The organism is Streptomyces sp. NPDC037271, assembly GCF_055603605.1.
In genome coordinates this window covers 62,823-83,946 of sequence record NZ_JBVJVN010000001.1, presented here as the reverse complement: position 1 = coordinate 83,946, position 21,124 = coordinate 62,823, and the positions used below count along the sequence as shown (strand labels likewise).

The 21,124-nt window shown below is 71.8% G+C and carries 18 protein-coding genes and 2 pseudogenes; 5 read left to right on the top strand and 15 right to left on the bottom strand.

The features are described from left to right. Positions 1-2: 2 nt before the first annotated feature. Entirely contained in the window at positions 3-362 is a 360-nt protein-coding gene (locus tag ACZ7G3_RS00445) for an NADH-quinone oxidoreductase subunit A (RefSeq protein WP_003974383.1), read from the bottom strand. A gap of 788 nt (positions 363-1,150) precedes the next feature. On the opposite strand from ACZ7G3_RS00445, the gene ACZ7G3_RS00440 reads away from it, so the two are divergent. Both ACZ7G3_RS00440 and def read left to right on the top strand, forming a co-directional pair. Beyond that, a complete protein-coding gene (locus ACZ7G3_RS00440) occupies positions 1,151-1,993 on the top strand; it encodes a C40 family peptidase (RefSeq protein ID WP_470922654.1) in 843 nt (280 codons plus the stop codon). A 155-nt stretch (positions 1,994-2,148) separates the two neighbouring features. Continuing rightward, positions 2,149-2,775 carry a peptide deformylase gene (def, locus tag ACZ7G3_RS00435; RefSeq protein ID WP_470922653.1) on the top strand — a complete coding sequence of 209 codons (627 nt, stop codon included), beginning with the start codon at positions 2,149-2,151 and terminating at the stop codon, positions 2,773-2,775. A 9-nt stretch (positions 2,776-2,784) separates the two neighbouring features. Here the strand turns inward: def and ACZ7G3_RS00430 are convergent, their stop codons facing one another. Further along, entirely contained in the window at positions 2,785-4,119 is a 1,335-nt protein-coding gene (locus ACZ7G3_RS00430) for a geranylgeranyl reductase family protein (protein ID WP_426599861.1), read from the bottom strand. A 47-nt stretch (positions 4,120-4,166) separates the two neighbouring features. Between ACZ7G3_RS00430 and ACZ7G3_RS00425 the strand changes: the two genes are divergently transcribed. Further along, complete coding sequence (locus ACZ7G3_RS00425) at positions 4,167-4,685, top strand: GNAT family N-acetyltransferase (protein WP_470922652.1); 519 nt, start codon at positions 4,167-4,169, stop codon at positions 4,683-4,685. 166 nt (positions 4,686-4,851) lie between these two features. Here the strand turns inward: ACZ7G3_RS00425 and ACZ7G3_RS00420 are convergent, their stop codons facing one another. The 4 genes from ACZ7G3_RS00420 to ACZ7G3_RS00405 are packed head-to-tail and all read right to left on the bottom strand — an operon-like array spanning position 4,852 to position 9,645. Beyond that, positions 4,852-5,562 (bottom strand): demethylmenaquinone methyltransferase, encoded by a 711-nt coding sequence (locus ACZ7G3_RS00420; RefSeq protein WP_470922651.1) that lies wholly within the window; start codon positions 5,560-5,562, stop codon positions 4,852-4,854. A 43-nt stretch (positions 5,563-5,605) separates the two neighbouring features. Continuing rightward, a complete protein-coding gene (locus tag ACZ7G3_RS00415; RefSeq protein WP_470922650.1) occupies positions 5,606-6,724 on the bottom strand; it encodes an acyltransferase family protein in 1,119 nt (372 codons plus the stop codon). After that, positions 6,724-9,102, bottom strand: a complete 2,379-nt coding sequence (locus ACZ7G3_RS00410; protein WP_470922649.1) for a bifunctional polysaccharide deacetylase/glycosyltransferase family 2 protein — start codon at positions 9,100-9,102, stop codon at positions 6,724-6,726. The genes ACZ7G3_RS00415 and ACZ7G3_RS00410 overlap by 1 nt, the downstream gene beginning before the upstream one ends. An 18-nt stretch (positions 9,103-9,120) precedes the next feature. Then, on the bottom strand, positions 9,121-9,645 hold the full coding sequence (locus tag ACZ7G3_RS00405) for a hypothetical protein (protein ID WP_470922648.1): 525 nt from the start codon (positions 9,643-9,645) through the stop codon (positions 9,121-9,123). A gap of 184 nt (positions 9,646-9,829) precedes the next feature. On the opposite strand from ACZ7G3_RS00405, the gene ACZ7G3_RS00400 reads away from it, so the two are divergent. After that, positions 9,830-10,873: a chitinase gene (locus ACZ7G3_RS00400; RefSeq protein ID WP_470922647.1), complete on the top strand. Its 1,044-nt coding sequence runs from the start codon at positions 9,830-9,832 to the stop codon at positions 10,871-10,873. 52 nt (positions 10,874-10,925) lie between these two features. Here ACZ7G3_RS00400 and ACZ7G3_RS00395 read toward each other — a convergent pair whose 3' ends face one another. From ACZ7G3_RS00395 to ACZ7G3_RS00370, 6 genes and pseudogenes are all read right to left on the bottom strand, one after another. Next, entirely contained in the window at positions 10,926-11,381 is a 456-nt protein-coding gene (locus tag ACZ7G3_RS00395; protein WP_470922646.1) for an imidazolonepropionase-like domain-containing protein, read from the bottom strand. A gap of 98 nt (positions 11,382-11,479) precedes the next feature. Next, on the bottom strand, positions 11,480-12,679 hold the full coding sequence (gene mqnC, locus ACZ7G3_RS00390) for a cyclic dehypoxanthinyl futalosine synthase (protein ID WP_426599869.1): 1,200 nt from the start codon (positions 12,677-12,679) through the stop codon (positions 11,480-11,482). A 78-nt stretch (positions 12,680-12,757) separates the two neighbouring features. Further along, a complete protein-coding gene (locus tag ACZ7G3_RS00385; RefSeq protein WP_470922645.1) occupies positions 12,758-13,627 on the bottom strand; it encodes a prepilin peptidase in 870 nt (289 codons plus the stop codon). Positions 13,628-13,677: 50 nt separating this feature from the next. After that, positions 13,678-13,905: pseudogene (locus ACZ7G3_RS00380) on the bottom strand (hypothetical protein); the annotation flags it as partial. Positions 13,906-14,017: 112 nt separating this feature from the next. Next, positions 14,018-14,899: a hypothetical protein gene (locus ACZ7G3_RS00375; RefSeq protein ID WP_470922644.1), complete on the bottom strand. Its 882-nt coding sequence runs from the start codon at positions 14,897-14,899 to the stop codon at positions 14,018-14,020. A 33-nt stretch (positions 14,900-14,932) separates the two neighbouring features. Next, positions 14,933-15,061, bottom strand: a pseudogene (locus ACZ7G3_RS00370) (ATP-binding protein); the annotation flags it as partial. Positions 15,062-15,325: 264 nt separating this feature from the next. Here ACZ7G3_RS00370 and ACZ7G3_RS00365 point away from each other — a divergent pair. Continuing rightward, positions 15,326-15,643, top strand: a complete 318-nt coding sequence (locus ACZ7G3_RS00365; RefSeq protein ID WP_470922643.1) for a hypothetical protein — start codon at positions 15,326-15,328, stop codon at positions 15,641-15,643. Here ACZ7G3_RS00365 and ACZ7G3_RS00360 read toward each other — a convergent pair. From ACZ7G3_RS00360 to ACZ7G3_RS00350, 3 genes are all read right to left on the bottom strand, one after another. Next, on the bottom strand, positions 15,622-17,994 hold the full coding sequence (locus ACZ7G3_RS00360) for a protein kinase domain-containing protein (RefSeq protein WP_470922642.1): 2,373 nt from the start codon (positions 17,992-17,994) through the stop codon (positions 15,622-15,624). The two genes, ACZ7G3_RS00365 and ACZ7G3_RS00360, sit on opposite strands and share 22 nt — an antisense overlap. 201 nt (positions 17,995-18,195) lie before the next feature. After that, positions 18,196-19,932 (bottom strand): serine/threonine-protein kinase, encoded by a 1,737-nt coding sequence (locus ACZ7G3_RS00355; RefSeq protein ID WP_470922641.1) that lies wholly within the window; start codon positions 19,930-19,932, stop codon positions 18,196-18,198. Positions 19,933-20,019: 87 nt separating this feature from the next. Next, entirely contained in the window at positions 20,020-20,868 is an 849-nt protein-coding gene (locus ACZ7G3_RS00350) for a menaquinone biosynthetic enzyme MqnA/MqnD family protein (protein ID WP_470922640.1), read from the bottom strand. Positions 20,869-21,124 lie beyond the last annotated feature (256 nt).

Here is a 21,124-nt window from a genome sequence, read left to right as displayed (position 1 = left end):
CCTCAGTCCCATTCCAGGCCGCCGCGCCGCCATACGTACGCGTACGCGACGAAGACGGTGAGCACGAAGAGCAGCATCTCCACGAGCCCGAAAATCCCCAGGGCGTCGAAGGTGACGGCCCAGGGGTAGAGGAAGACGATCTCGATATCGAAGATGATGAAGAGCATCGCCGTCAGGTAGTACTTGATGGGGAAGCGCCCGCCGCCGGCCGGCGTGGGGGTCGGCTCGATGCCGCACTCGTAGGCCTCGAGCTTCGCCCGGTTGTACCGCTTCGGACCGATCAGCGTGGCCATGACCACGGAGAAGATCGCAAAGCCTGCCCCGAGGGCTCCCAGTACGAGGATGGGCGCATACGCGTTCACCGCTCCTCGCTCCTCTCAGTCGGCATTGACTGCATGGGCTCCCCCCTGGTCGAGCGAAGCCGAGACCGGGGAGGTTGCATCGGACTCACCACCGCCCCAGCAACCCCACGAGCCCCGCTCGTCCCGGCGAAGATCGCGAACATGTGAAGCAGGTCACAAGCCCAACTGCCTCGCATCCTATGCCCGCCACTCTGTGATCTGCGACACGGGGTATCGCACAAGCTTTGTGATCTCCACCACCTGACGAAGGATCATGAAGTCGGATGAGCGGTGATCTTCACACAGGAAGCGTTCACCTGATCACCAGAGGTGACATTTTCGCTCATCATCGCTGGCCAGAGGTGGTGATCAGGGTGCGTCTCAATATCAAGATGCTTCCCTTGCATGCAAATTGGCGCTGGACTGGATCACTTGATAGAGGGCGCGTTCACACATCGGAGGGAGGCACCGGGTGCGATGTGGACGCGTGCACGCGTTCACGAGCGCGAGTGACCCGGCCTCGCGCCACGGACGCGACCGACAGGGCAACCGTTCCGTGACGTGCGCCACATCCATGAGAGACGTCTGAGAACCGGGCTTGGCCAACTGTCCCAACAAGTGGTAAGCGCGGGGCAATTCGGGCGTAACGATCAAAGACCGTGATCACAGGCCGGTTACGGGCCGCCCGCAATGTCCGCTAGGGCGTCAATAAGGAGCGACACGCCCGGGATTCGACTCCTGATTGAACAACTGTGGCGCAGCACACGTTTCTTGAAGGTATGGAGGAGCTCCTGATACCGGTTGTCCCTATGTCCCACACCGCTCACATACGCAGCCACCGGAAGCCCCGCCGCAGCGCGTCGACCATCGCGATGCGGGCCGGAGTTGCCGGTGGCGTCCTCAGCACCCTGGCAGTGGCCGGGGCGTCGGGTTCGGCCAACGCGGCCGAACCGGTGACGCAGACCCTTGAACTGCCCACCCTGACGGCCGACCTGGCCGCTCAGATCGCCCAGTCCGCGGACGTCACGCAGCAGGCGGCCGCGAGCTACGAGCTGCAGGCCGAGCGTGACGCGGCCGCCGCGCAGGCCGCCAAGAAGGCCGAGGCGGACCTCGCCGAGGCGAAGAAGAAGGCCGCGGCAGCGAAGCAGCAGGCCGCGGAGGCCGCGCGCGAGGCGGCCGCCGAGCGCGCCTCGCGCAGCGCCGAGCGCGCCACTCTGAGCGCTTCGGTGGACACCGGGTCCTCCGACGGCTCGGGCAGCAGCGTCGGCAGCAGCAGCTCGTCCTCGTCCTCGGCCACCGGTTCGGCCGCCGCGGTCGTCTCCTTCGTGCAGTCCCAGGTCGGCGACGCCTACGTCTCCGGCGGTACCGGCCCCAACTCGTGGGACTGCTCCGGTCTGGTGCAGGCCGCCTTCAAGCAGGTCAACATCGACCTGCCGCGCGTCTCCCAGGCCCAGTCGACCGCCGGCACCCAGGTCGGACTGGACAACCTCCAGCCGGGCGACATCCTGTACTGGGGCGGTGCGGGCAGCGCGTACCACGTGGGCGTGTACGTCGGTGACGGCATGTTCGTCGGCGCGCAGAACTCGTCCACCGGTGTCGTCAAGGCGTCGCTGTCGTACGACCCGCCGAGCGGTGCGGTGCGCGTCCTGTAGTCCACGCACGCACACCCGCGCACCTACGGACACATCCGCACGATCCGCACGAAGGGCCGCAGCCACTCAAGGGGCAGCGGCCCTTCGGCCTCTCCTGGCATGCTCGGCGCGGGCCGGTTCCCCGTCGGCCCGTCCACGAGCCGAAGGAGAACGTCATGCCGAGTGTGTTCGTACAGGGCCGGCCCGCCGCCGCTTCCTACCCACCGCTCGCGCCCGAGGCCCGGCGCGGGTCGGTGCGGCGTGTCACCGAGGTCGGCGAAGGAGTGCTGCACAGGCCGTGCCGGGACGTCACCGAGTTCGGACCCGACCTCGCCGCGCTCGTCGACGACATGTTCCGCACGATGTACGTGGCCGAGGGGGCCGGACTGGCGGCGAATCAGGTGGGCGTGGAGCTGCGCGTGTTCGTCTACGACTGCCTCGACGACGACGGTGTCCGACATGTCGGGCACATCGTCAACCCGGTGCTGGAGCCCCTCGCCCCGGCCGCACGCCGGCTGCTCGACGAGGGTGAGGGGTGTCTGTCGGTGCCGGGCGCCGTCATGGCCGTGCCCCGGCCCGACCGGGCCGTCGTACGGGGCCTCGACCGGGACGGCGCCCCGCTCGTCGTCGAGGGCACCGGCTACTTCGCGCGCTGCCTCGCCCACGAGACCGACCACGTGAACGGACGCGTCTATCTGGACCGTCTCTCCGGCCGGGACCGGAGGGCGGCGCTGCGGCAGTCGGCGGACCGGCGGGACGAGGTCCTCGCGCGCCGGGCCGCCAACGCCGCGGCCCTCGGCTGACCCGCCCGATCAGGCCTTCGGTGCGACCTTGCTCAGTCCGTTGATGATGCGGTCCATCGCGTCGCCGCCCGTCGGGTCCGTCAGGTTGGCGAGCATCTTGAGGGTGAACTTCATCAGGATGGGGTGGGTGAGGCCGCGCTGGGTCGCGATCTGCATGACCTTCGGGTTGCCGATGAGCTTCACGAAGGCGCGGCCCAGGTTGTAGTAGCCGCCGTAGGTGTCCTTGAGGACGCGCGGGTAGCGCTGCAGGGCGATCTCGCGCTGGGCCGGCGTGGCCCGCGCGTGCGCCTGGACGATGACGTCGGCGGCGATCTGGCCGGACTCCATGGCGTAGGCGATGCCCTCGCCGTTGAAGGGGTTCACCAGGCCGCCGGCGTCGCCGACGAGGAGGAGGCCCTTGGTGTAGTGGGGCTGGCGGTTGAAGGCCATGGGGAGGGCGGCGCCGCGGATCGGGCCGGTCATGTTGTCCGGGGTGTAGCCCCAGTCCTCCGGCATGGAGGCACACCAGGCCTTGAGGATCTCGCGCCAGTCGAGTTCCTTGAAGGAGGCGGAGGTGTTCAGGACGCCCAGGCCGACGTTCGAGGTGCCGTCGCCCATGCCGAAGATCCAGCCGTAGCCCGGCAGGAGGCGGTCCTGGGCGCCGCGGCGGTCCCAGAGTTCCAGCCAGGACTCCAGGTAGTCGTCGTCGTGGCGCGGCGAGGTGAAGTACGTACGGACCGCGACGCCCATCGGACGGTCCTCGCGGCGGTGCAGGCCCATCGCCAGGGACAGCCGCGTGGAGTTGCCGTCGGCGGCCACGACCAGCGGGGCGTGAAAGGTGACCTCGCGCTTCTCCTCCCCCAGCTTGGCGTGCACGCCGGTGATGCGGCCGGTGCGGTCGTCCACGACCGGGGCGCCGACGTTGCAGCGTTCGTACAGGCGCGCGCCGGCCTTCTGGGCCTGCCGGGCGAGCTGTTCGTCGAAGTCGTCGCGCTTGCGGACGAGTCCGTAGTCGGGGAAGGAGGCGAGATCCGGCCAGTCCAGCTGGAGGCGGGAGCCGCCGCCGATGATGCGCAGGCCCTTGTTGCGCAGCCAGCCGGCCTCCTCGGAGATGTCGATGCCCATGGCGACGAGCTGCTTCACCGCGCGCGGGGTGAGTCCGTCACCGCAGACCTTCTCCCGGGGGAAGGCGGTCTTCTCCAGCAGGAGGACGTCGAGCCCTGCCTTGGCCAGGTGGTAGGCGGTGGTGGAGCCGGCTGGCCCCGCGCCCACGACGATCACATCGGCGGTGTTGTCGGAGAGGGGCTCGGTCACGGCGGGATCTCCCCAGAGTTCGGAATCTGCGTGCCGACGGGCACTGGACATGGGCAGTCTATTCAGCGTCACCGACCACCCGGCTGAAGGGCTGCCCAGTGAAGCGACCTCTCCCCGCTGTACGGTTGCGCGTCCCCACCGACGAGGACGCCGTCGCCTGGCACCGGATCTTCGACGACCCGGACGTCATGGAGTTCCACGGCGGGAGGCCCGCGGAACTGTCCGTCTACGAGGAACTCACCGCCCGCCAGCGCCGGCACGACGCCGAGCGCGGCTTCTGCCTGTGGTCCGTCGTGGACGAGGACGGCCGGGTCATAGGCTTCACCGGCGCCCAGCCGTGGCCGCAGGACTGGGGTCCCCAGGGCGAGATCGAGATCGGCTGGCGCCTCGGGCGGGCGCACTGGGGCAAGGGGTACGTCACTGCGGCGGCCCGGCAGACGCTGGAGCGGGTTCGGGCGGCGGGTGTGGCGGAGGTGGTCGCGATGGTCGACGCCCGCAACGCGCGGTCCATCGCGGTCACGGAGCGGCTGGGCATGCGACTCGCCGAGGTCTTCACCACCCCGCTCTCGCAGCAGCGGGGGCACTGCTACCGGCTCCCTCTGCGCAACGGGTCATAACGGGCGGTAACGGGTTGGCACGGTGATGCTTCCGGGCGGTGCGCGACGGAGCTGCTCCGCCGGGTACCGCTGGGGAGGGGCGATGTCCGTGCGCCCGGTGACCGAGAAATCCGACGTTCGCGTACCGCGCCCGGTCGGCCTGGTGCCCAGCCCGCCGCGAACCTCCTCAGCGCTCCTCGGACCCGCTCTCCTTGTAGCCCCGGTGCAGCGCCACCACGCCGCCCGTCAGGTTCCGGTACGCCACCTTGGTCCAGCCGGCCTTGCCCAGTCGCTGGGCGAGCGCCGGCTGGTCGGGCCAGGCACGGATGGACTCGGCGAGGTAGACGTACGCGTCGGGGTTGGACGACACCGCGCGGGCCACCGGCGGCAGGGCGCGCATCAGGTACTCGGTGTAGACGGTGCGGAACGGCGTCCAGGTGGGGTGCGAGAACTCGCAGATGACGACCCGCCCGCCGGGTCGCGTCACCCGGTACATCTCGCGCAGCGCGGCGTCCGTGTCCTGCACGTTGCGCAGCCCGAAGGAGATGGTGACGGCGTCGAAGGTGTCGTCCCGGAACGGCAGCCGGGTCGCGTCGCCCGCGGTGAACGGCAGCCAGGAGTGCCGCTCCTTGCCGACCTGGAGCATGCCGAGGGAGAAGTCGCAGGGGACGACGTAGGCACCGGTGCGGGCGAAGGGCAGGGAGGAGGTCGCGGTGCCGGCCGCGAGGTCCAGGATCTTCTGCGCGGGGCGGGCGTCGACGGCCCTGGCGACCTCCTTGCGCCAGGCCCGGTCCTGGCCGAGCGACAGCACGGCGTTCGTCAGGTCGTACCGTTCCGCGACGTGGTCGAACATCGAGGCGACTTCGTGCGGCTGCTTGTTCAGGGAAGCGCGGGTCACGGGCCCATTGTTGCAGCACGCGTCCCTTCCGGCGCGGACGGGCTCACGGCAGCAGGCGCGGCCTCCTGCGCGCGGCGACATCCTCCACCCACCCGAACAGGAGCACGAACGCCGCGATCAGGGCCCACCCCACCCCCAGCAGGAACCACTGGCTGTCCAGCGGCAGGTACGCCTCGAACGCCGGCACCTCCCAGAACCGGTCGATCAACGGCACCGCCAGGACGAGGGCGAGCTCGTGCCAGAGGTAGACCGTCACCGCGCGGGCGTTGAGGACGGTCACCAGCCTGTCGGGCCACGGGAACCGGGCGAGCCCCGTGAAGCCGATACCGAGCCGCTCCTTGGCGTACATCAGCAGCGTCACGAACCCGGCCGACCAGAAGGCCTGGGCGAGCGGGATGTCGTCGAGGTCGTACGTGCCGTACTCGGCCTGGTGCGCGAACGCGTACCAGGCGCCGTAGGCGAGTGCGCCGAGCGACAGGGTGACGACCGCGGCCGGCTTCGGTCGCCGCAGCACGCCGTCGCGGTGCGCGAAGCCCAGGAGCCAGCAGAAGAGGTACGTCGCCAGGTCGAGCAGTCCGGCCCCGAAGCGGTTCTCCGGCGGCTGCCAGGCGAACCGGAGGGCCAGGACGGGGGCGAGGGACAGCAGCAGCACCGGCACGGGAGCGAGCCGGAACACGCGCAGCAACAGCGGGGAGAGCAGGACGAACCACAGGTACGTACGCAGGTACCAGAGGACCTCCCAGGCCTGTTCGCCCCAGGCACTGCCGGGCGGATCGCCGAGCGGCACGATCCAGAAGACGAGCTGCCACCCCGGCATCCACCCGCGCACCAGCATCGCGCCCACCACGACGACGCCCCAGCACCAGAACGGTGGGAGCAGGCGGCGCAGCCGGTTCCGGATCACCGTCGGGGCCGGGCGCCCGAGCGACTTGGCCATCAGGGTGCCGGCCAGGCCGAACATGACCCCCATGGAGGGGAAGACCAGCCCGGCCCAGGGCCAGCAGAAGACGTGGTACGCGACGACCCGGACCAGGGCGAGCGCGCGCAGGGTGTCGAAGTACCGGTCGCGCGCCGGCGATACGCCCGCGCCCACCGTGGGAAGCGTGCTCCCGCGGTGCGCCTCGGGAGCACGGCGCACCGCTCCCTTCCGGTGCGCGCCCATCAGCCGGTCCCCGTGGTCTCCGTGGGCCCGAGGGGCCCCGTGGTCTCCGTGGGCCCCGTGGTCTCCGTGGGCCCGGTGGGCCCGCTGGGCTCACTGGGCCCGGTGGGCCCGGTGGTCCCCGTGGTCTTCGTGGACCCCGTGGCCCCCGTCGGCGTCCCCACCTCGCCCGTCCGCTTCAGTTTCTGCCAGCGCAGCCGGCCGCCGGTGAGGGCGGTGACGCAGGAGTGGATGAGGACGAGGTACATCATCTGCCGGTAGGCGAGCTGCTGGAGCGGCATCATCAGCAGGTACCGGTACTTCTCCCGGTCGAGCCGGAAGGCGTAGGCCGCGCACACGAGCTGGACGCCGAGCACCGCCAGCCACGCGAGCAGTGCCGACCGGAAGTCGACGAAGACCATCGAGTAGACGGTGAACACGTCGATGAGCGGGGCGAAGACCGGCGTGACCACCTGGAAGAGCACGACCAGTGGCATGCCGACCCGCCCGAAGCGGCCCGAGGGCCCCTTGTCCGTCAGGGAGCGGCGGTGCTTCCACAGCGCCTGCATGGTGCCGTAGGACCAGCGGTAGCGCTGCGACCAAAGCTGTCCCAGCGAGCCCGGCGCCTCCGTCCAGGCCCGGGCGTGCTCCTCGTACACCACCCGCCATCCGGCCCGGTGCAGGGCGATGGTGATGTCGGTGTCCTCGGCGAGCGTGTCGTCGCTCATGCCGCCGACCTCCAGGACCGCCTCGCGGCGGAACGCGCCGATCGCGCCGGGGATGGTCGGCATGCAGCGCAGCAGGTCGTACATGCGCCGGTCGAGGTTGAAGCCCATCACGTACTCGATGTGCTGCCAGGCGCCGATGAGGGTGCGCCGGTTGCCGACCTTGGCGTTGCCCGCGACGGCGCCGACGCCGGGGCCGGCGAAGGGCTGCACCAGGTGCCGTACGGTGTCCGGTTCGAAGACGGTGTCGCCGTCCATCATCACGACGATGTCGTACCGGGCGTGCCGCACACCGTTGTTGAGGGCGGCGGGCTTGCCCGCGTTGGCCTGCCGGACGACGCGGACGCCCGGCAGGCCGAGGGACTCGGCGATCTCGGCCGTGCCGTCCGTCGAACCGTCGTCCACGACGATGATCTCGATCGGGTGGGTGCTGCGGGCCAGCGACCGGAGCGTGTTGGCGATGCACTCCTTCTCGTTGTACGCCGGGACGATCACGCTCACCGGGCCGGTGACGGGCGGCCCCCAGCTGAAGCGGCGTCTGTTGCGCTGTCGGTGGTGGCGGCGGGCGAGGATCAGCATCATCCCGAAGCGGCCCATGACGGCGACGCCCACGACCATGAGTCCCACCGACAGTGCCGGCACCGTCCACTCGGCGACGGCGACGGCCGCGATGAGTGCCTTGCCCTCGTAGAGGGTCGTGCCGGTGGCCTTGTGGTGGGCGGCCTGGAGCCCGCCGGTTCCGGTGCCGGACGCCTGGGCCGGGGCCCCGGGCCCGTCGGAGGGCTGCTGCTCGGCCATGACGCCGCTGATGGTGGTGAAGGTGTAGCCCTTCGCCTTCATCTTCTCGATGTACTTCGGCAGCGCCTCGATCGTCTGCGACCGCTCGCCACCGGCGTCGTGGAAGAGGACGGAGGCACCCTCGTCGTCCTCCGGCGTGGCCCACTCGACGATGTTCGAGACGCCGGGCCGCTTCCAGTCGTCGCTGTCGGTATCGATGAAGACGCTCGTGTAGCCGTCCTCGCCGAGCTTCTCGTAGACGGGCCAGCTGTAGTTGTCGATGGCGTCCGTCTCGGAGGAGTACGGCGCCCGGAACAGCGTCGTGGTGATGCCGGCCGCGCCCGCGAGGGCGAGCTGCGTCTGTTCGATCTCGCGCGTGACGCGAGCGTCGCTCTGGTAGGAGAGGTCGACGTGGGTGAAGGTGTGGACGCCCACCTCGTTGCCCTGCTCGACCAGGCCCCGAACGATGTCCGGGTAGCGGGAGACCATCGAGCCGACCAGGAAGAACGTGCCGGGCACGTCGTACTCCTCCAGGATCTCCAGCACCTGCGGCGTCCAGGTGGGGTTCGGTCCGTCGTCGAAGGTCAGGGCGATCGTCTTGTCCGGGACGGAGACGGTGGTGGCCTGTCCGCCGCGGAAGGTGAGGATCGGCCCGCCGTCGAGGACCTCGTCGGGTACGTCGCTCGCGCTCGCGCCGGTGCGGACCCGCTGGTCGCCGCCGACCTCCGCGCGCAGGTAGCCGTCGAGGAGCAGCACGCAGGTCAGCGCGAGCAGGAGCAGCAGGGCGAGCAGGACCCGCGGGCGCTGGAGGGCGGCGGCGCGGCCGGCGGCCCGCTCGATGCGGGTGGGGGCTCGGCGGCGTCCGCGGGCGGGCGGGGAGGGGGACGTGGTCGTGGTCATGGAGGTGGGGAAGTCCGGTCAGTCGGTGGTGGCGGCGCTGGGAGCGGTGGCGCCGGAGGAAGCGGTGGGGGCGGGCGTGGAGGGGGCGGCGGAGCCTGCGTCGGAAGGGGCGGCGGCGGGGGCGGTGGAGGCGGGCGCGGAGGGGGCGCCGGACGCTGCGTCGGTGGCGGGCGCGGAGGAGGCGCCGGAGGGCGGGGCGCCCGTGGGCAGGACGCCGCCCTGTGGTCCCGCGCCACCGCCCGGTCCGGGGCCGCCACCGCCCGGTCCGGGGCCGCCGCCGTCCTGTCCGCCTCCGAAGGGCAGCAGCGAGGACGGGTTCAGCGAGGTGCCGACGCCCATGAAGGCCAGGCCCAGGACGGCCGCGTAACCGACGCAGACCGCACCGACCAGGAGGCCCAGGCGGCGCGACAGCCGCGCCCGGCGTCCGGAGTTGTCGACGAACACGGGCCCTTCCGCGGACCCGTTGCCGCGTTTGCGACGCCGTCCGCGCGCGGGCGTCTCGCCGGCGGCGGCGCGGGATTCGAAGGCAGGCTCGGAATGCATTCCCCGGACGTTAGGGACCCTTGCCTGTCGCGAACTCGGACCGCGATGTGAGATTCCGATGAAAGGCACCGCAGCCTGTCCGCGTCCTGTGAGACGAGGGGGACGCGGCCCCTTTCCTCAGGAAAGCCCCAGCAACACGTGAGAGGTTCACTCGTCCGACGACGAGAACGGGAGCGTGCTGCACATGAGGGCTTACCGGAAGGCGGCGGCCGGGTGCGCCCTGCTGCTCGCCCTCGCCCTGGCCACCGCGGGCTGCGCCGGGCAGGACGACGGCACGGGCGACGGCACGGGCGACGCGGGCGGCACGGGGGACAAGGCCACCACGGCACCGTCCGAGTCGTCCGCGCCGGTCACGGCCTACGCCCCCTACGTCAGCGCCACCACGGCCTCCGCGACCGACTCCGGCGGCTCCCCGGCGACGTACAACCTGGCGTTCGTCATCTCCTCCGGCGACGACTGCGTCCCGCGCTGGAACGGCGTCCAGGACATCGACGACGCCTCCGTCGCCTCACGCATCGCGGGACTGAAGGAGTCCGGCGCCACCGTCCGCGTCTCCTTCGGCGGCGCCTCCGGCACGGAACTGGCGGCGGCCTGCGACAGCGCCCCGGACCTGGCCGACGCGTACGGCGCGGCCCTGGACGCGGCCGGTTCCATGCGGGCCGACTTCGACATCGAGGGCGACGAGCTGACGGACGCCGGCTCCGTCGCCCTGCGCTCGGAGGCGATCGCGCTGCTCCAGGAGGAGCGGAGCGACCTGGAGGTCTCCTTCACGCTGCCGGTGATGCCCTCCGGCCTGGACGCCGACTCCCTGGCACTGCTGGCGTCCGCCAACGACCACGGCGTACGGGTCTCCACGGTCAACCTCATGACCATGAACTACGGCGAGTCGTACGACGGTGACATGGGCGACTACGCCCTCGCCTCGGCGAAGGCCGCGCACACCCAGCTGACGGAGACCTTCGGTACCTCGGACGCGGACGCCTGGCGGGGCATGGCGCTGACGTCAATGCTCGGCGTCAACGACGTCGCCGGTGAGACGTTCACGCTCGCGGACGCCGCCGAGGTCCGGGCCTTCGCACAGGAGAAGGGGATCGCCTGGGTGTCGATGTGGGCCGCGTTCCGCGACCGGCAGTGCGAGGACGGCGACGAGGACGCGGACGACGCGGCGACCGACTGCAGCGGCGTGACGCAGGAGGCGGGGGCGTTCGGGGAGGCGTTGGGGGGCTGACGGATGGCGTTCGAGGGCTGACGGGTGGCGTTCGGGAGCTGACGGGCGCTGGTCAGCGGCGCCGGTGCACCAGGCGTCCCGCGCACACGGTGGCGACGCACGCACCGCTGTCGTCGAGTACGGCGAGGTCCGCCCGGCCGAGGCCGACGAGGGCGGTGGGACGGGGCCGGGCGAGGACCACGACGTCGTTGCGCTCGGCCGCCGCCCGCAGTCCGGGCGCGTCGGCGTGCTCCGCCAGGACCGCCACCGCGCCCAGCTTCAGCACGGCGTGGATCCGCTCGCGCGGCGTGGGCGCGTCCGGCAGCGGGCCCTCGTGGACCCGCCCGGGACCGAGGACACCGGGCCAGCGCCGCACCCGCGCGGCCGGGAACCGTTCCGCCAGTTCGGCGAGCGGCCCCACGGCGGCGATCCGGCCGCCCTCGACGGCGACGGCACCGTCCTCGATGTCCTCGGCCGGTGCGGAGCCCCAGGTGTACCGCACCCGGTCGGCGGCGTGAATCGTCAGCACGGTGAAGTCGGTCGCCCGTAGTCGGTCGTCGGTTCTCGGTCGGTTCTCGGTCGGTTCTCGCTGGTCGGCCTGGTCGGTCTCGTCGGTCTGGTCGGTCCTCAGTTGGAGGCGAGCAGCTTCAGTTCCGGGTGGGCGGTGCCGCCCTCGATGGCCGTCGACGAGATGTGGGAGACGACGCGCTCGTCGACGGGGTCGTTCGCCGGGTCGTCGTGCACGACGAGGTGCTCGTACGTCGTGGCGCGCTGCGCCGGTACGCGTCCCGCCTTGCGGATCAGGTCGATGATCTCCAGCCGGTTGGAGCGGTGCTTGGCACCGGCCGACGACACCACGTTCTCCTCCAGCATGATCGAGCCGAGGTCGTCGGCGCCGTAGTGCAGGGAGAGCTGGCCGACCTCCTTGCCCGTCGTGAGCCAGGAGCCCTGGATGTGGGCGACGTTGTCCATGAACAGCCGGGCGATGGCGATCATCCGCAGGTACTCGAAGAGCGTGGCCTGCGTGCGGCCCTTCAGGTGGTTGTTCTCGGGCTGGTAGGTGTACGGGATGAAGGCGCGGAAGCCGCCGGTGCGGTCCTGCACGTCCCGGATCATGCGCAGGTGCTCGATGCGCTCGGCGTTGGTCTCACCGGTGCCCATGAGCATGGTGGAGGTCGACTCGACACCCAGCCGGTGCGCGATCTCCATGATCTCCAGCCAGCGCTCGCCGGACTCCTTCAGCGGCGCGATGGCCTTGCGCGGGCGCTCCGGGAGCAGTTCGGCGCCGGCGCCGGCGAAGGAGTCGAGCCCGGCCTCGTGGATCCGGGTGATGGCCTCCTCGACCGACACCTTCGAGATCCGCGCCATGTGCTCGACCTCGCTCGCCCCCAGGCTGTGGATGACGAGCTGCGGGAACTCCTTCTTGATGGCGGCGAAGTGCTTCTCGTAGTACTCGACGCCGTAGTCCGGGTGGTGGCCGCCCTGGAACATGATCTGCGTGCCGCCCAGTTCGACGGTCTCCGCGCAGCGGCGCAGGATGTCGTCGAGGTCGCGGCTCCAGCCCTTCTTGGTGTCCTTGGGGGCCGCGTAGAAGGCGCAGAACTTGCACGCCGTGACGCACACGTTCGTGTAGTTGATGTTGCGCTCGATGATGTACGTGGCGATGTGCTCGGTGCCGGCGTACCTGCGCCTGCGTACGGCGTCGGCGGCGGCGCCGAGCGCGTGCAGCGGGGCGTCGCGGTAGAGGGCGAGCGCCTCTTCGGGGGTGATCCGCCCACCGGCGGCGGCGCGGTCGAGGATGGGCTGAAGGTCGGCCTTCTCGGTCACCGGCGTCCCTTTCGCAGAGTTCGTAAGGGTTGTGGACGGACCAGGCCAGCCTACGCCAGCCCTTTTCGGCGCTGGTCCTCAGGCCGCGCAGGCGCCCGCGAGGACGCCGAGGAACGCGCCCGCGATCAGGAACGGCCCGAACGGGATGGCCGTCCTGCGCCCCGCCCGCCGGGTGACGACGAGGGCGCCGCCGTAGAGCGCGCCGAGCAGGAACCCGGCGAAGGTGCCGAGCATCACCGTCGGCCAGCCGTACCAGCCGAGGACCGCACCGGCGCCCAGCGCGAGCTTGACGTCGCCGAAGCCCATGCCGGCCGGGTTGATGAGGAACAGCACGAGGTAGCCGGCGCCGAGGGCGAGGGCGCCCAGCAGGGCGGTGGTCCACTCCCCGGCGTGCTCGGGTACGAGGGCGGTGAGACCGAGGAGGACGAGCGCGGCGCCGGCGAGCGGCAGGGTGAGGGGATCGGGCAGGCGCCGTACCCGCAGGTCGACGACGGCCAGCAGCACGCCGGCCGGCGCGAGCAGCAGCCAGACGGCCAGCTCGGGCCGGGTACCGGTGGCGGCGGCGAGGGCGACGCAGACGAGAGCGGTGACGGCGGCGAGGGGTGCGGTACGGGGGCCGTACCGGGCCGGCCCGCCCGACTGCCCGTGCGCGACCGGCCCGCCCGACTGCCCGTGCGCGACCGGCCCGCCCGACTGCCCGTGCGCGGCCGGCCCGCCCGCGACCGCCCCACCCGGCTCCCCGCCCGCGACCGCCTCGGCCGCGCACGGCCCGCACCGCGCCCGCCCGAGCCAGCCCCGGACGGGGTGCGCGCCGGGGCACCGCTCGCGCCACGCCTCTCCCGAGGGGGCGGAGAAGCGGTAGGCGGCCCGCGGCAGCAGCGCTCCCGTCACCGCGCCCCACACCGCGGCGACGACGATGACGATGACGTCGAGGTGATCGAGGCTCATCCGGCGGCTCGGCTCAGCCCGCTGCCGCGACGCCGTCGCGGCAGGTCGCGCAGCAGGGCGGCGACGAGCTGCCGCACCGGCAGCTGACTGGGCCCGGCACCCGGCACCCGCCCCGGCACCCCGACGCCGGACAGCGCGGCCAGGGCGACGAAGGCGAGGAACGCCTTGACGAAGTCCCCGAACGACCGACGCCGCACCCGCACCGGCTGAGGCGTCCGGTTCCTCGGTGCCGGGGCAGCCGTCAAGCTTGCGGAGCTTGAGGTACGGCGTCGCGGCATGGCGATGTCCTGGGTCGTGGGCCGTGTCGGAGAAGACACGGGAGCGTCCGGTATGAGGGATGCGCTGAGCCTACAGAGATCCAGGACATGGAGGTCCAGGAGATCCGGTCCATCAATCGCTGAGCAGGTCCTCGGCCCGCTCCGCGGTCATGGCACGCCGAGCCCAGACTTCGAGCTGGTTCAGATCCGAGCAGGCAAGCACACGCTCCCGCACTGCATCGGACACCGGGATGTCCCGCCACTCCAGGATCCGCAGGGTCATCTCGGCCCGGTCCTCTACGCGCCCCTCCACCCGGCCTTCCTCGCGGACCTTCTCGGCCACCGGGTTGTTGAAGAAGTAGCGGATCTCCGACATCAGGTCCCTCCAGATCTCCTTGGCCCGGGAATCCGCCAGGCACGATTCGATGAGCTGTCCGAACACCGCCGCACTCTCGGCATCGACAGTCCGCAGAGCGAAAGCCAACGGCTCCAGTATGGCGGCGGCCTTGGCGCCCCGCCCATGCGTCATGGCCGACAGGACGGCGAGCGGAATGTCCCTCTCGGCCTCCCGCTCACTCGCGATCACCGGCACGTTGTCCGGGCCGATCACGAGCGGGCGCACCGTCATCGAGTGCCAGCCGGGCAGGCCCCGCCGAATCGGCTGCGCCGCCCAGCGCGCCGTCGCGCTGTTCTGTGTGATCACGACGAGCACAGGCTCCCAGCCGTACTTCGCGTACAAGTACGAGAGGTAGTAGGGCCAGCTGCCGCGCTTGCCCTCGTCCTGCTTCCCCTGCGCCTCGACGACGAGGAGGTACGTGCCTTCGTCCGTGTCGACCCGCATCAGCGTGTCCACACGCCGTTCGACGGGCTCGATCTCGGTGACGTCGGTGTTCAGGACCGCGAAGTCACGCGGTTCCGGGAACGGAACACGCAGCACGCTCTGAAACGCCCGCGTCAGCAGCGCGGGGTCCTTCTGGAAGACCCAGTGCAGCGCCTCGTGCGACGAGCTGACCATCAGCTCTCCTTCCTGTACAACGCGATCAACGCGCTACGCCGCGACGAGGTCACACCACACGTACTTGCCCCGGTTCCCACCCCTGGCCAGCGGCTGCCACCCCCACACGTCGGCACACGCACGCACCAGCGCGAGCCCCCGCCCCTCCTCCGCATCGGCGAGCGACGCCCACCTCCCCGGCGGTTAGCCTTCACCGCACTCGTCCAGAACCTCAAGACGGCAACCCGCTGAACCTCCCCACCCCTGCGACAAGTTCCTACGCACGTTCCAGGCAGTAGGCATCGCTGGTGCACGGGGGAGAACACGGCGTCGCACAGGCCGACCGACTGGCACGTACGCGACCCACCGGGCGACCCGCAACGCGAACTCGCCGGAACCCTGAACGACTTCGCCGGCGATGTCGCGGATGCCCTTCGTGACGGCCGTATGGCGCGCGGCGAACTCACCACCGCACAGACCGCGCTGTCCGGAGCGCACGACTGGGTCCGCACCGCCACCGAGAAGGTGGACTCCCACGACCCGGCCTGGAACGGCGGCAAGGACGTACCCGAGCCCGACGAGGCCGACGTGCGCCGCGCCACCCGCGACGCCCGGCACGCGAAGGCCCGCCGGGCCGCGGCCGAGCGGAACGTCACGTGCGACGCCGATGCGACGGGCATCGGCCGACCGGAAAGGATGACGGGCCGCGGGATTGAGGGGGTTCCCGCGGCCCGTCGCCCTCGTTACACCGCCGGCAGCGCGTAGATCTCGTGGCCGTGCGTCGCCATCAGCCGGTTCCCCGAGCGGGCGACCTGCCACGGCTCGCCGACGGCCTTGCTGTCGGTGTACGTCCAGCGGAGCTTGCCCGTCCGCGTCTCCAGGGCGACGATGCCGCCGTCGAGGGAGCCGGTGGCGCCGTACAGGGCCGAGCCCACGCGGAGGAACGACTCCGGGCCCTCGACGTCCAGTTCGTCGCAGAGCCAGGTCCGCTTGCCGGTCTTGACGTTCACTGCCCATACGCCGTCGTCGTGGTCGCTGACGTAGAGCACGCCGTCGAAGACCGTCGGGTTGTCGAAGCCCCGGCGGCCGGCCGGGTCGAGCGTCCAGACCGTGCGGCCCTTCTCCACGTCGACGGCCTCGAGTGCGTCGCCCGGGAGGAAGACGAGGCCGTTCGCGACCGTGGGCCGCCAGGACCACTCGTCGCCTATCTTCCGGGTCCACACCTGGCCGCCGGTGGCGGTGTCCCGGACGGTGAGGTTGAGGTTCGAGTCGGCGTAGACCAGGTACTTGCCCGAGGCGGTGCCCTGGACGTCGTAGTCCTTCGTGCCCCAGTCCCGGTGCTGGACCCACGCGGTCTTCCCCGTGGTGTGGCTGATGGCCGCGACGGCCGTGCGGTACTCGGTGGCGCTCTTCGACTGACCGTGGTCTTTCGCCGTGACGTAGACGTTCTTGTCGTCGATGGCGATCGTGTCCTCGACGGACAGCTGCTTGCCGAGGCGGCTGCGCCAGGCCTCTTCGCCGGTCTTGACGTCGTAGGCGACCAAGGCGCCCTCGTAGTCGCCGTCGGCGAGGAACGCCTTGCCGCCGTGGAAGAGGAGCAGGGCTCCGGGCCGGCAGATGCCCGCCTTGGTCCAGCGGGCCTTGCCGGTCTTCACGTCGTAGGCCACGAGCGGGTCGCCGCTGACCAGGAGCAGTCCGTCGTGTGTGAGGAGCGGTACGCGCGGGTGGGTGCTGTCCTTCTCGGCCGACTTGTGCCACAGCGGCTGCGGGGCCACCCCGGCGGGCGGGGTCGTGAAGTTCTCGTCCACGGGCTCGGCCGACCCGCCCTTGCCCGGAGCGTCCGTCGCGTCGTCGGAGGCGCCGTCCCCGTCCCCGGAGGCGAGCAACCACCCGCCGCCGACTCCGGCCACCGCGACCGCCGCCGCGGCGCCGAACGCCAGACCGAGCGCCCGCCGCCGGGAGCGGTCCGGCGCCGACGCCCCGCCCGCGCCGACCTGCACCGTGCCGGGGAGGGGAGCGCCGGGGACGGGCGTGCCGGGGAGGGGAGCGCCGTACCCGGGTGACGGTGGCGGCGTACCACCGGGCGGCGTGCCGTATCCGGCCGACGGCGTACCGGCCGGTGGGGTCCCGAGCTGCGGCGTACCGGCCGACGGTGTCCCGGCCGGCATCGTCGGCGCCGGACCGAACGCGGAGGCTGCCTGCGCCGGCGAGACGTTCGGGGGTGCCTCCAGGTCGAGGATCCCCGCGGCGTGGGTCGCGATCGTCGAGGCCACCGCCGAGGGCAGCCAGTCGTGCAGGGCGGCGTCGATACCCTGCCCGGCCAGTGCCGTGACGATCTCCCCGGGCGCCGGGCGCTGCGCCGGGTCCTTCATGAGGCAGGCGCGGATCAGCCCGAGCAGGGACGGGGGTACGCCCGTCAGGTCGGCCTCGCCGTGCACGACCTGGTAGAGCAGCGCGGCGTGCGACGCCGTGCCGTCGCCGAAGACGCTGCGCCCGGTCGCCGCGAACGCGAGCACGGAACCCAGCGAGAACACGTCGCCCGCCGTGCCGACGTCCTTGCCCATGGCCTGCTCCGGCGACATGTAACCGGGCGAGCCGACCACCACTCCGGTCTGCGTCATCCGGCTGCCGTCCACCGCCCGCGCGATGCCGAAGTCGATGAGGCGCGGTCCGTCGGCGGCCAGCAGGACGTTGGAGGGCTTGAGGTCGCGGTGGATCAGTCCCGCCGCGTGGATGTCCTTCAGGGCCGCGGCGAGCCCGGCGGCCAGCGCGCGGACCGTGTGCTCCGGCAGCGCTCCGTGCGCCGCGACCACGTCCGTCAGGTCGGGACCGAGGACGTACGAGGTGGCGAGCCACGGCAGGGAAGCGTCCGGGTCGGCGTCCACGACGGGGGCGGTGAACCGGCCGGAGACCGCCCTCGCGATCTCCACCTCGTGCCGGAAACGGGCACGGAAGTCACCGTCCGCCGCGAGATCGGGGCGGACCACCTTCACGGCGACGGTGCGGCCACCGGGCGAACGGGCGAGGTAGACGCGGCCCATGCCACCGGCACCGAGTCTGCGCAGGAGGCGGTAACTGCCCAGCTGCCGCGGATCGTCCGAGTGCAGTGTCTCCATGGCCGGCCTTCCCCGTCGTGACGCGCCGCCGACCAACAGCTGGCTCCTGCGGCGGTGTTCGTTGTCGCAGTCACCCTAGTGACAGGGGTGGCCGGCCCGGTTGCAGGGGCACGACGGGCCCGCCGGTGCGACGCCTCGGTTACTCGGCTACTCGGCCTGCTCGGCCTGCTCGGCCTGCTCGGCCTGCTCGGCCTGCTCGGGCTACTCGACCTTCGACAGGCGCGCCTTCGGCCGCCCCGAGTCCTTGCTGTCGGACTCGTACTGGAGGTCGTCGCCGACCGGTGTGAGGCGGACGGTGTGGAGGGCCTGGTTGCAGACGTCGCGGTTGCCCTCGGCGCCCACGGCGCTTGTGACGATCTGTTTGTCCGTCACCTTTTTCAGGGTCAGTACGTCGTCACAGGTGCCGCCGAAGATGTCGGTGTGGCGCAGGGTGCCCAGGCGCTCCCCCACGTCGGCCTTCCCGACCGTCAGCCGGAAGGTGCCGAGCGGCAGGCTGCCCTCGGCGGCAGCGACCGCCTGGCCCTCCCAGGTGCCGAGGTAGCGCCCGGGAACGGCGCGGGGGGCGGCGGGCGACTGCGTGGCGGTGTCCTTTCCGCCGGGGGTGGTCTTGCCACCGTCGCCCGGCAGCACGTCCAGGACGAACACCGACCCGACCGTCACCGCCGCCACTGCTCCCGCCACCGCGAGTGCCACGGTGCAGCTGAGCCGGCGGCCGCGTCCGCCGGTGCCCCTGGTGGCGGTCGCGGCCACGGAGAGGGCGAGCCCGCCCGGTGCGGGGTCGTCGCCTCCCGGCCGACCGCCGTTCCCCGGTCCCTCGCCGCCCCTCGGTCCGGGGAACGGAGGGGCCGGTGGAGCAGCCGGTGAAGTGGCCGGTGGCGGCATCACCGGTGGCGGGCCGAAAGCGCCTTCGGCGGCACCCGCGTCGGCCGCCCCCGCCGTCACCGACGGCCGGCTGAACCCCACCGGCCCCGACGGGTGCCCCGGGACCGGCGTCCCCGCCTCCAGGTTCAGCAGCTCTACGGCGCTCCGGCTGACCTGCTCCACCAGCGGCCCCGGCAGCCAGCCGCCGGACACGAGCCGGGCCGCGCCCTCGGGTGCGAGACGCCGGGCAACCTCCCCGGGGGTCGGCCGGGCCGCCGGGTCCTTGGCCAGACACGCCACCACCAGGTCCCGCAGAACCCCTCCCGTCTCCCCTCCCGTCTCCCCGTCCGTCTCCCCGCCCGCCTCCTCCTCCAGGGCGTCGAGCTGGGGCTCCTCGTGGACGACCTTGTAGAGGAGCGCGGCCGAGGAGTCCCCGGGGAAGGGCGGCGCGCCCATCGCCGCGAAGGCGAGGACGGCGCCCAGCGAGAACACGTCCGCCGCGCCCGTGACGCCCCTGCCGAGGATCTGCTCGGGCGACATGTAGCCGGGCGAGCCGATGGAGACGCCGGTGGAGGTCAGGGACGCCGTGCCGTCCGTGGCGCGGGCGATCCCGAAGTCGATCAGGAGGGGGCCGTCGAGGGTCAGCAGGACGTTGGACGGCTTCACGTCCCGGTGGACGAGGCCCAGCTCGTGGACCGCCGCCAGGGCCTCGCCCAGTCCCGCGCCGAGCGCCCGCACCGAGCGGGCCGGCAGCGGGCCGCCGTCCGCGACGGCCGCCGTCAGGGACGGACCCGCCGCGTACGCCGTGGCGACCCACGGCACCCGCGCCTCGGGGTCGGCGTCGAGTACGGGCGCGGTCCAGGCGCCGCCCACCCGGCGCGCGGCGTCCACCTCGCGCCGGAAGCGGGCCCGGAACTCCTCGTCGAGGGCGAAGTGCGGGTGCACGATCTTCACGGCGACCGTGCGGCCGCCCGCGCTGCGGCCCAGGTAGACGCGGCCCATGCCGCCGGAGCCCAGTCGGCCGAGCAGCCGGTAGGGCCCCACGGCGGTGGGTTCGTCGACTTCGAGCGGCCGCATGGCGTCCACCCCTCCCCCGTACGCCAGTACCTGCGAGCAGGGTAGTGGGCGGGGGTGGCGGGCGGCCCGCGAAAAGCCCGCCGCGGATCAGGCCTGGAGCAGGTCCACCTTCACGTCCGCCGGGAAGCCGGTGCTCGGGCCCACGCGCCGGGCGAACTCGGTGACCGCCTCCAGCTGGGGGGCGCCGAAACGGAAGTCGAGGGTGGTGAAGTACTTCGCGAGGGTCTCCTCGTCGAAGGCCTCCCAGCGGGCCGCCTGCTCGGCGACCTTGCCGACCTCCTCGAGGGAGAGGTTGCGGGAGGCGAGGAAGGCCTCGTGCACCTTGCGGGTGAGCTCCGGTTCGCGCTCCGCGTAGTCCTTGCGCGCCGCCCAGACCGCGAAGACGAACGGCAGGCCCGTCCACTCCTTCCACAGCGCGCCCAGGTCGTGCACGTCGAGGCCGTAGCGCGGGCCGTCGATCATGTTCGCGCGCAGGGCGGCGTCGCCGATGAGGACGGCCGCGTCGGCCTCCTGCATTATCAGGCTGAGGTCCGGCGGGCAGGTGTAGTAGTCGGGCTGGACGCCGAACCGCTCGGCCAGCAGCAGCTGGGCGAGGCGGACGGAGGTGCGCGAGGTCGACCCGAGGGCGACCCGGGCGCCGTCCAGCCGGTCCAGGGGGACCTGCGAGACGATCACGCACGACATCACCGGACCGTCGCAGCCGACGGCGATGTCGGGGAAGGCCACCAGGTCGTCCGCGTTCTTCAGGAATTCGATCAGGGTGACGGGACCGATGTCGAGATCGCCCTGCACCAGCTGCTCGCTGAGCTTCTCCGGGGTGTCCTTCGTCAGCTCGAAGTCGAGGAGCGTACCTGTTCTCGCGAGCCCCCAGTACAGAGGCAGGCAGTTCAGGAACTGGATGTGGCCGACGCGCGGCCGGGTGCGAGAATTGTCCACATCGCGAGGCTAGCCCTCCCCCGGTATCCGCCCGCTGCCGACCCCCGTCGGCCCCGTCGGCCCCCGCCGACTCCGGCGTCAGCCGAACGGTCGAGACGTTCAAACATTCGGGTGAAGTGATCTTGGCCTCTGTTGCGCTCGGGGCCCTGCGTGCTAGGCTCACAGCAAGTTGCAGTTTGGTTTCCCTTGCAGTACAGAGCCTGCGGAGCATGTGACCGCGGGCTCTCGTCGTTCTCAGACGTATGCAGTTGTGCGG

What these genes read in the sequence shown, in the direction of transcription:
- ACZ7G3_RS00430 (WP_426599861.1), bottom strand. Translation starts at nt 4,119, where the DNA reads ATGTCCAGTGCCCGTCGGCACGCAGATTCCGAACTCTGGGGAGATCCC.
- ACZ7G3_RS00360 (WP_470922642.1), bottom strand. Translation starts at nt 17,994, where the DNA reads ATGGAGACACTGCACTCGGACGATCCGCGGCAGCTGGGCAGTTACCGC.
- ACZ7G3_RS00415 (WP_470922650.1), bottom strand. Translation starts at nt 6,724, where the DNA reads ATGGGCGCGCACCGGAAGGGAGCGGTGCGCCGTGCTCCCGAGGCGCAC.
- ACZ7G3_RS00365 (WP_470922643.1), top strand. Translation starts at nt 15,326, where the DNA reads ATGGCGCGCGGCGAACTCACCACCGCACAGACCGCGCTGTCCGGAGCG.
- ACZ7G3_RS00405 (WP_470922648.1), bottom strand. Translation starts at nt 9,645, where the DNA reads ATGCATTCCGAGCCTGCCTTCGAATCCCGCGCCGCCGCCGGCGAGACG.
- ACZ7G3_RS00375 (WP_470922644.1), bottom strand. Translation starts at nt 14,899, where the DNA reads ATGGTCAGCTCGTCGCACGAGGCGCTGCACTGGGTCTTCCAGAAGGAC.
- ACZ7G3_RS00410 (WP_470922649.1), bottom strand. Translation starts at nt 9,102, where the DNA reads ATGACCACGACCACGTCCCCCTCCCCGCCCGCCCGCGGACGCCGCCGA.
- def (WP_470922653.1), top strand. Translation starts at nt 2,149, where the DNA reads ATGCCGAGTGTGTTCGTACAGGGCCGGCCCGCCGCCGCTTCCTACCCA.
- ACZ7G3_RS00440 (WP_470922654.1), top strand. Translation starts at nt 1,151, where the DNA reads ATGTCCCACACCGCTCACATACGCAGCCACCGGAAGCCCCGCCGCAGC.
- ACZ7G3_RS00355 (WP_470922641.1), bottom strand. Translation starts at nt 19,932, where the DNA reads ATGCGGCCGCTCGAAGTCGACGAACCCACCGCCGTGGGGCCCTACCGG.
- ACZ7G3_RS00400 (WP_470922647.1), top strand. Translation starts at nt 9,830, where the DNA reads ATGAGGGCTTACCGGAAGGCGGCGGCCGGGTGCGCCCTGCTGCTCGCC.
- ACZ7G3_RS00385 (WP_470922645.1), bottom strand. Translation starts at nt 13,627, where the DNA reads ATGAGCCTCGATCACCTCGACGTCATCGTCATCGTCGTCGCCGCGGTG.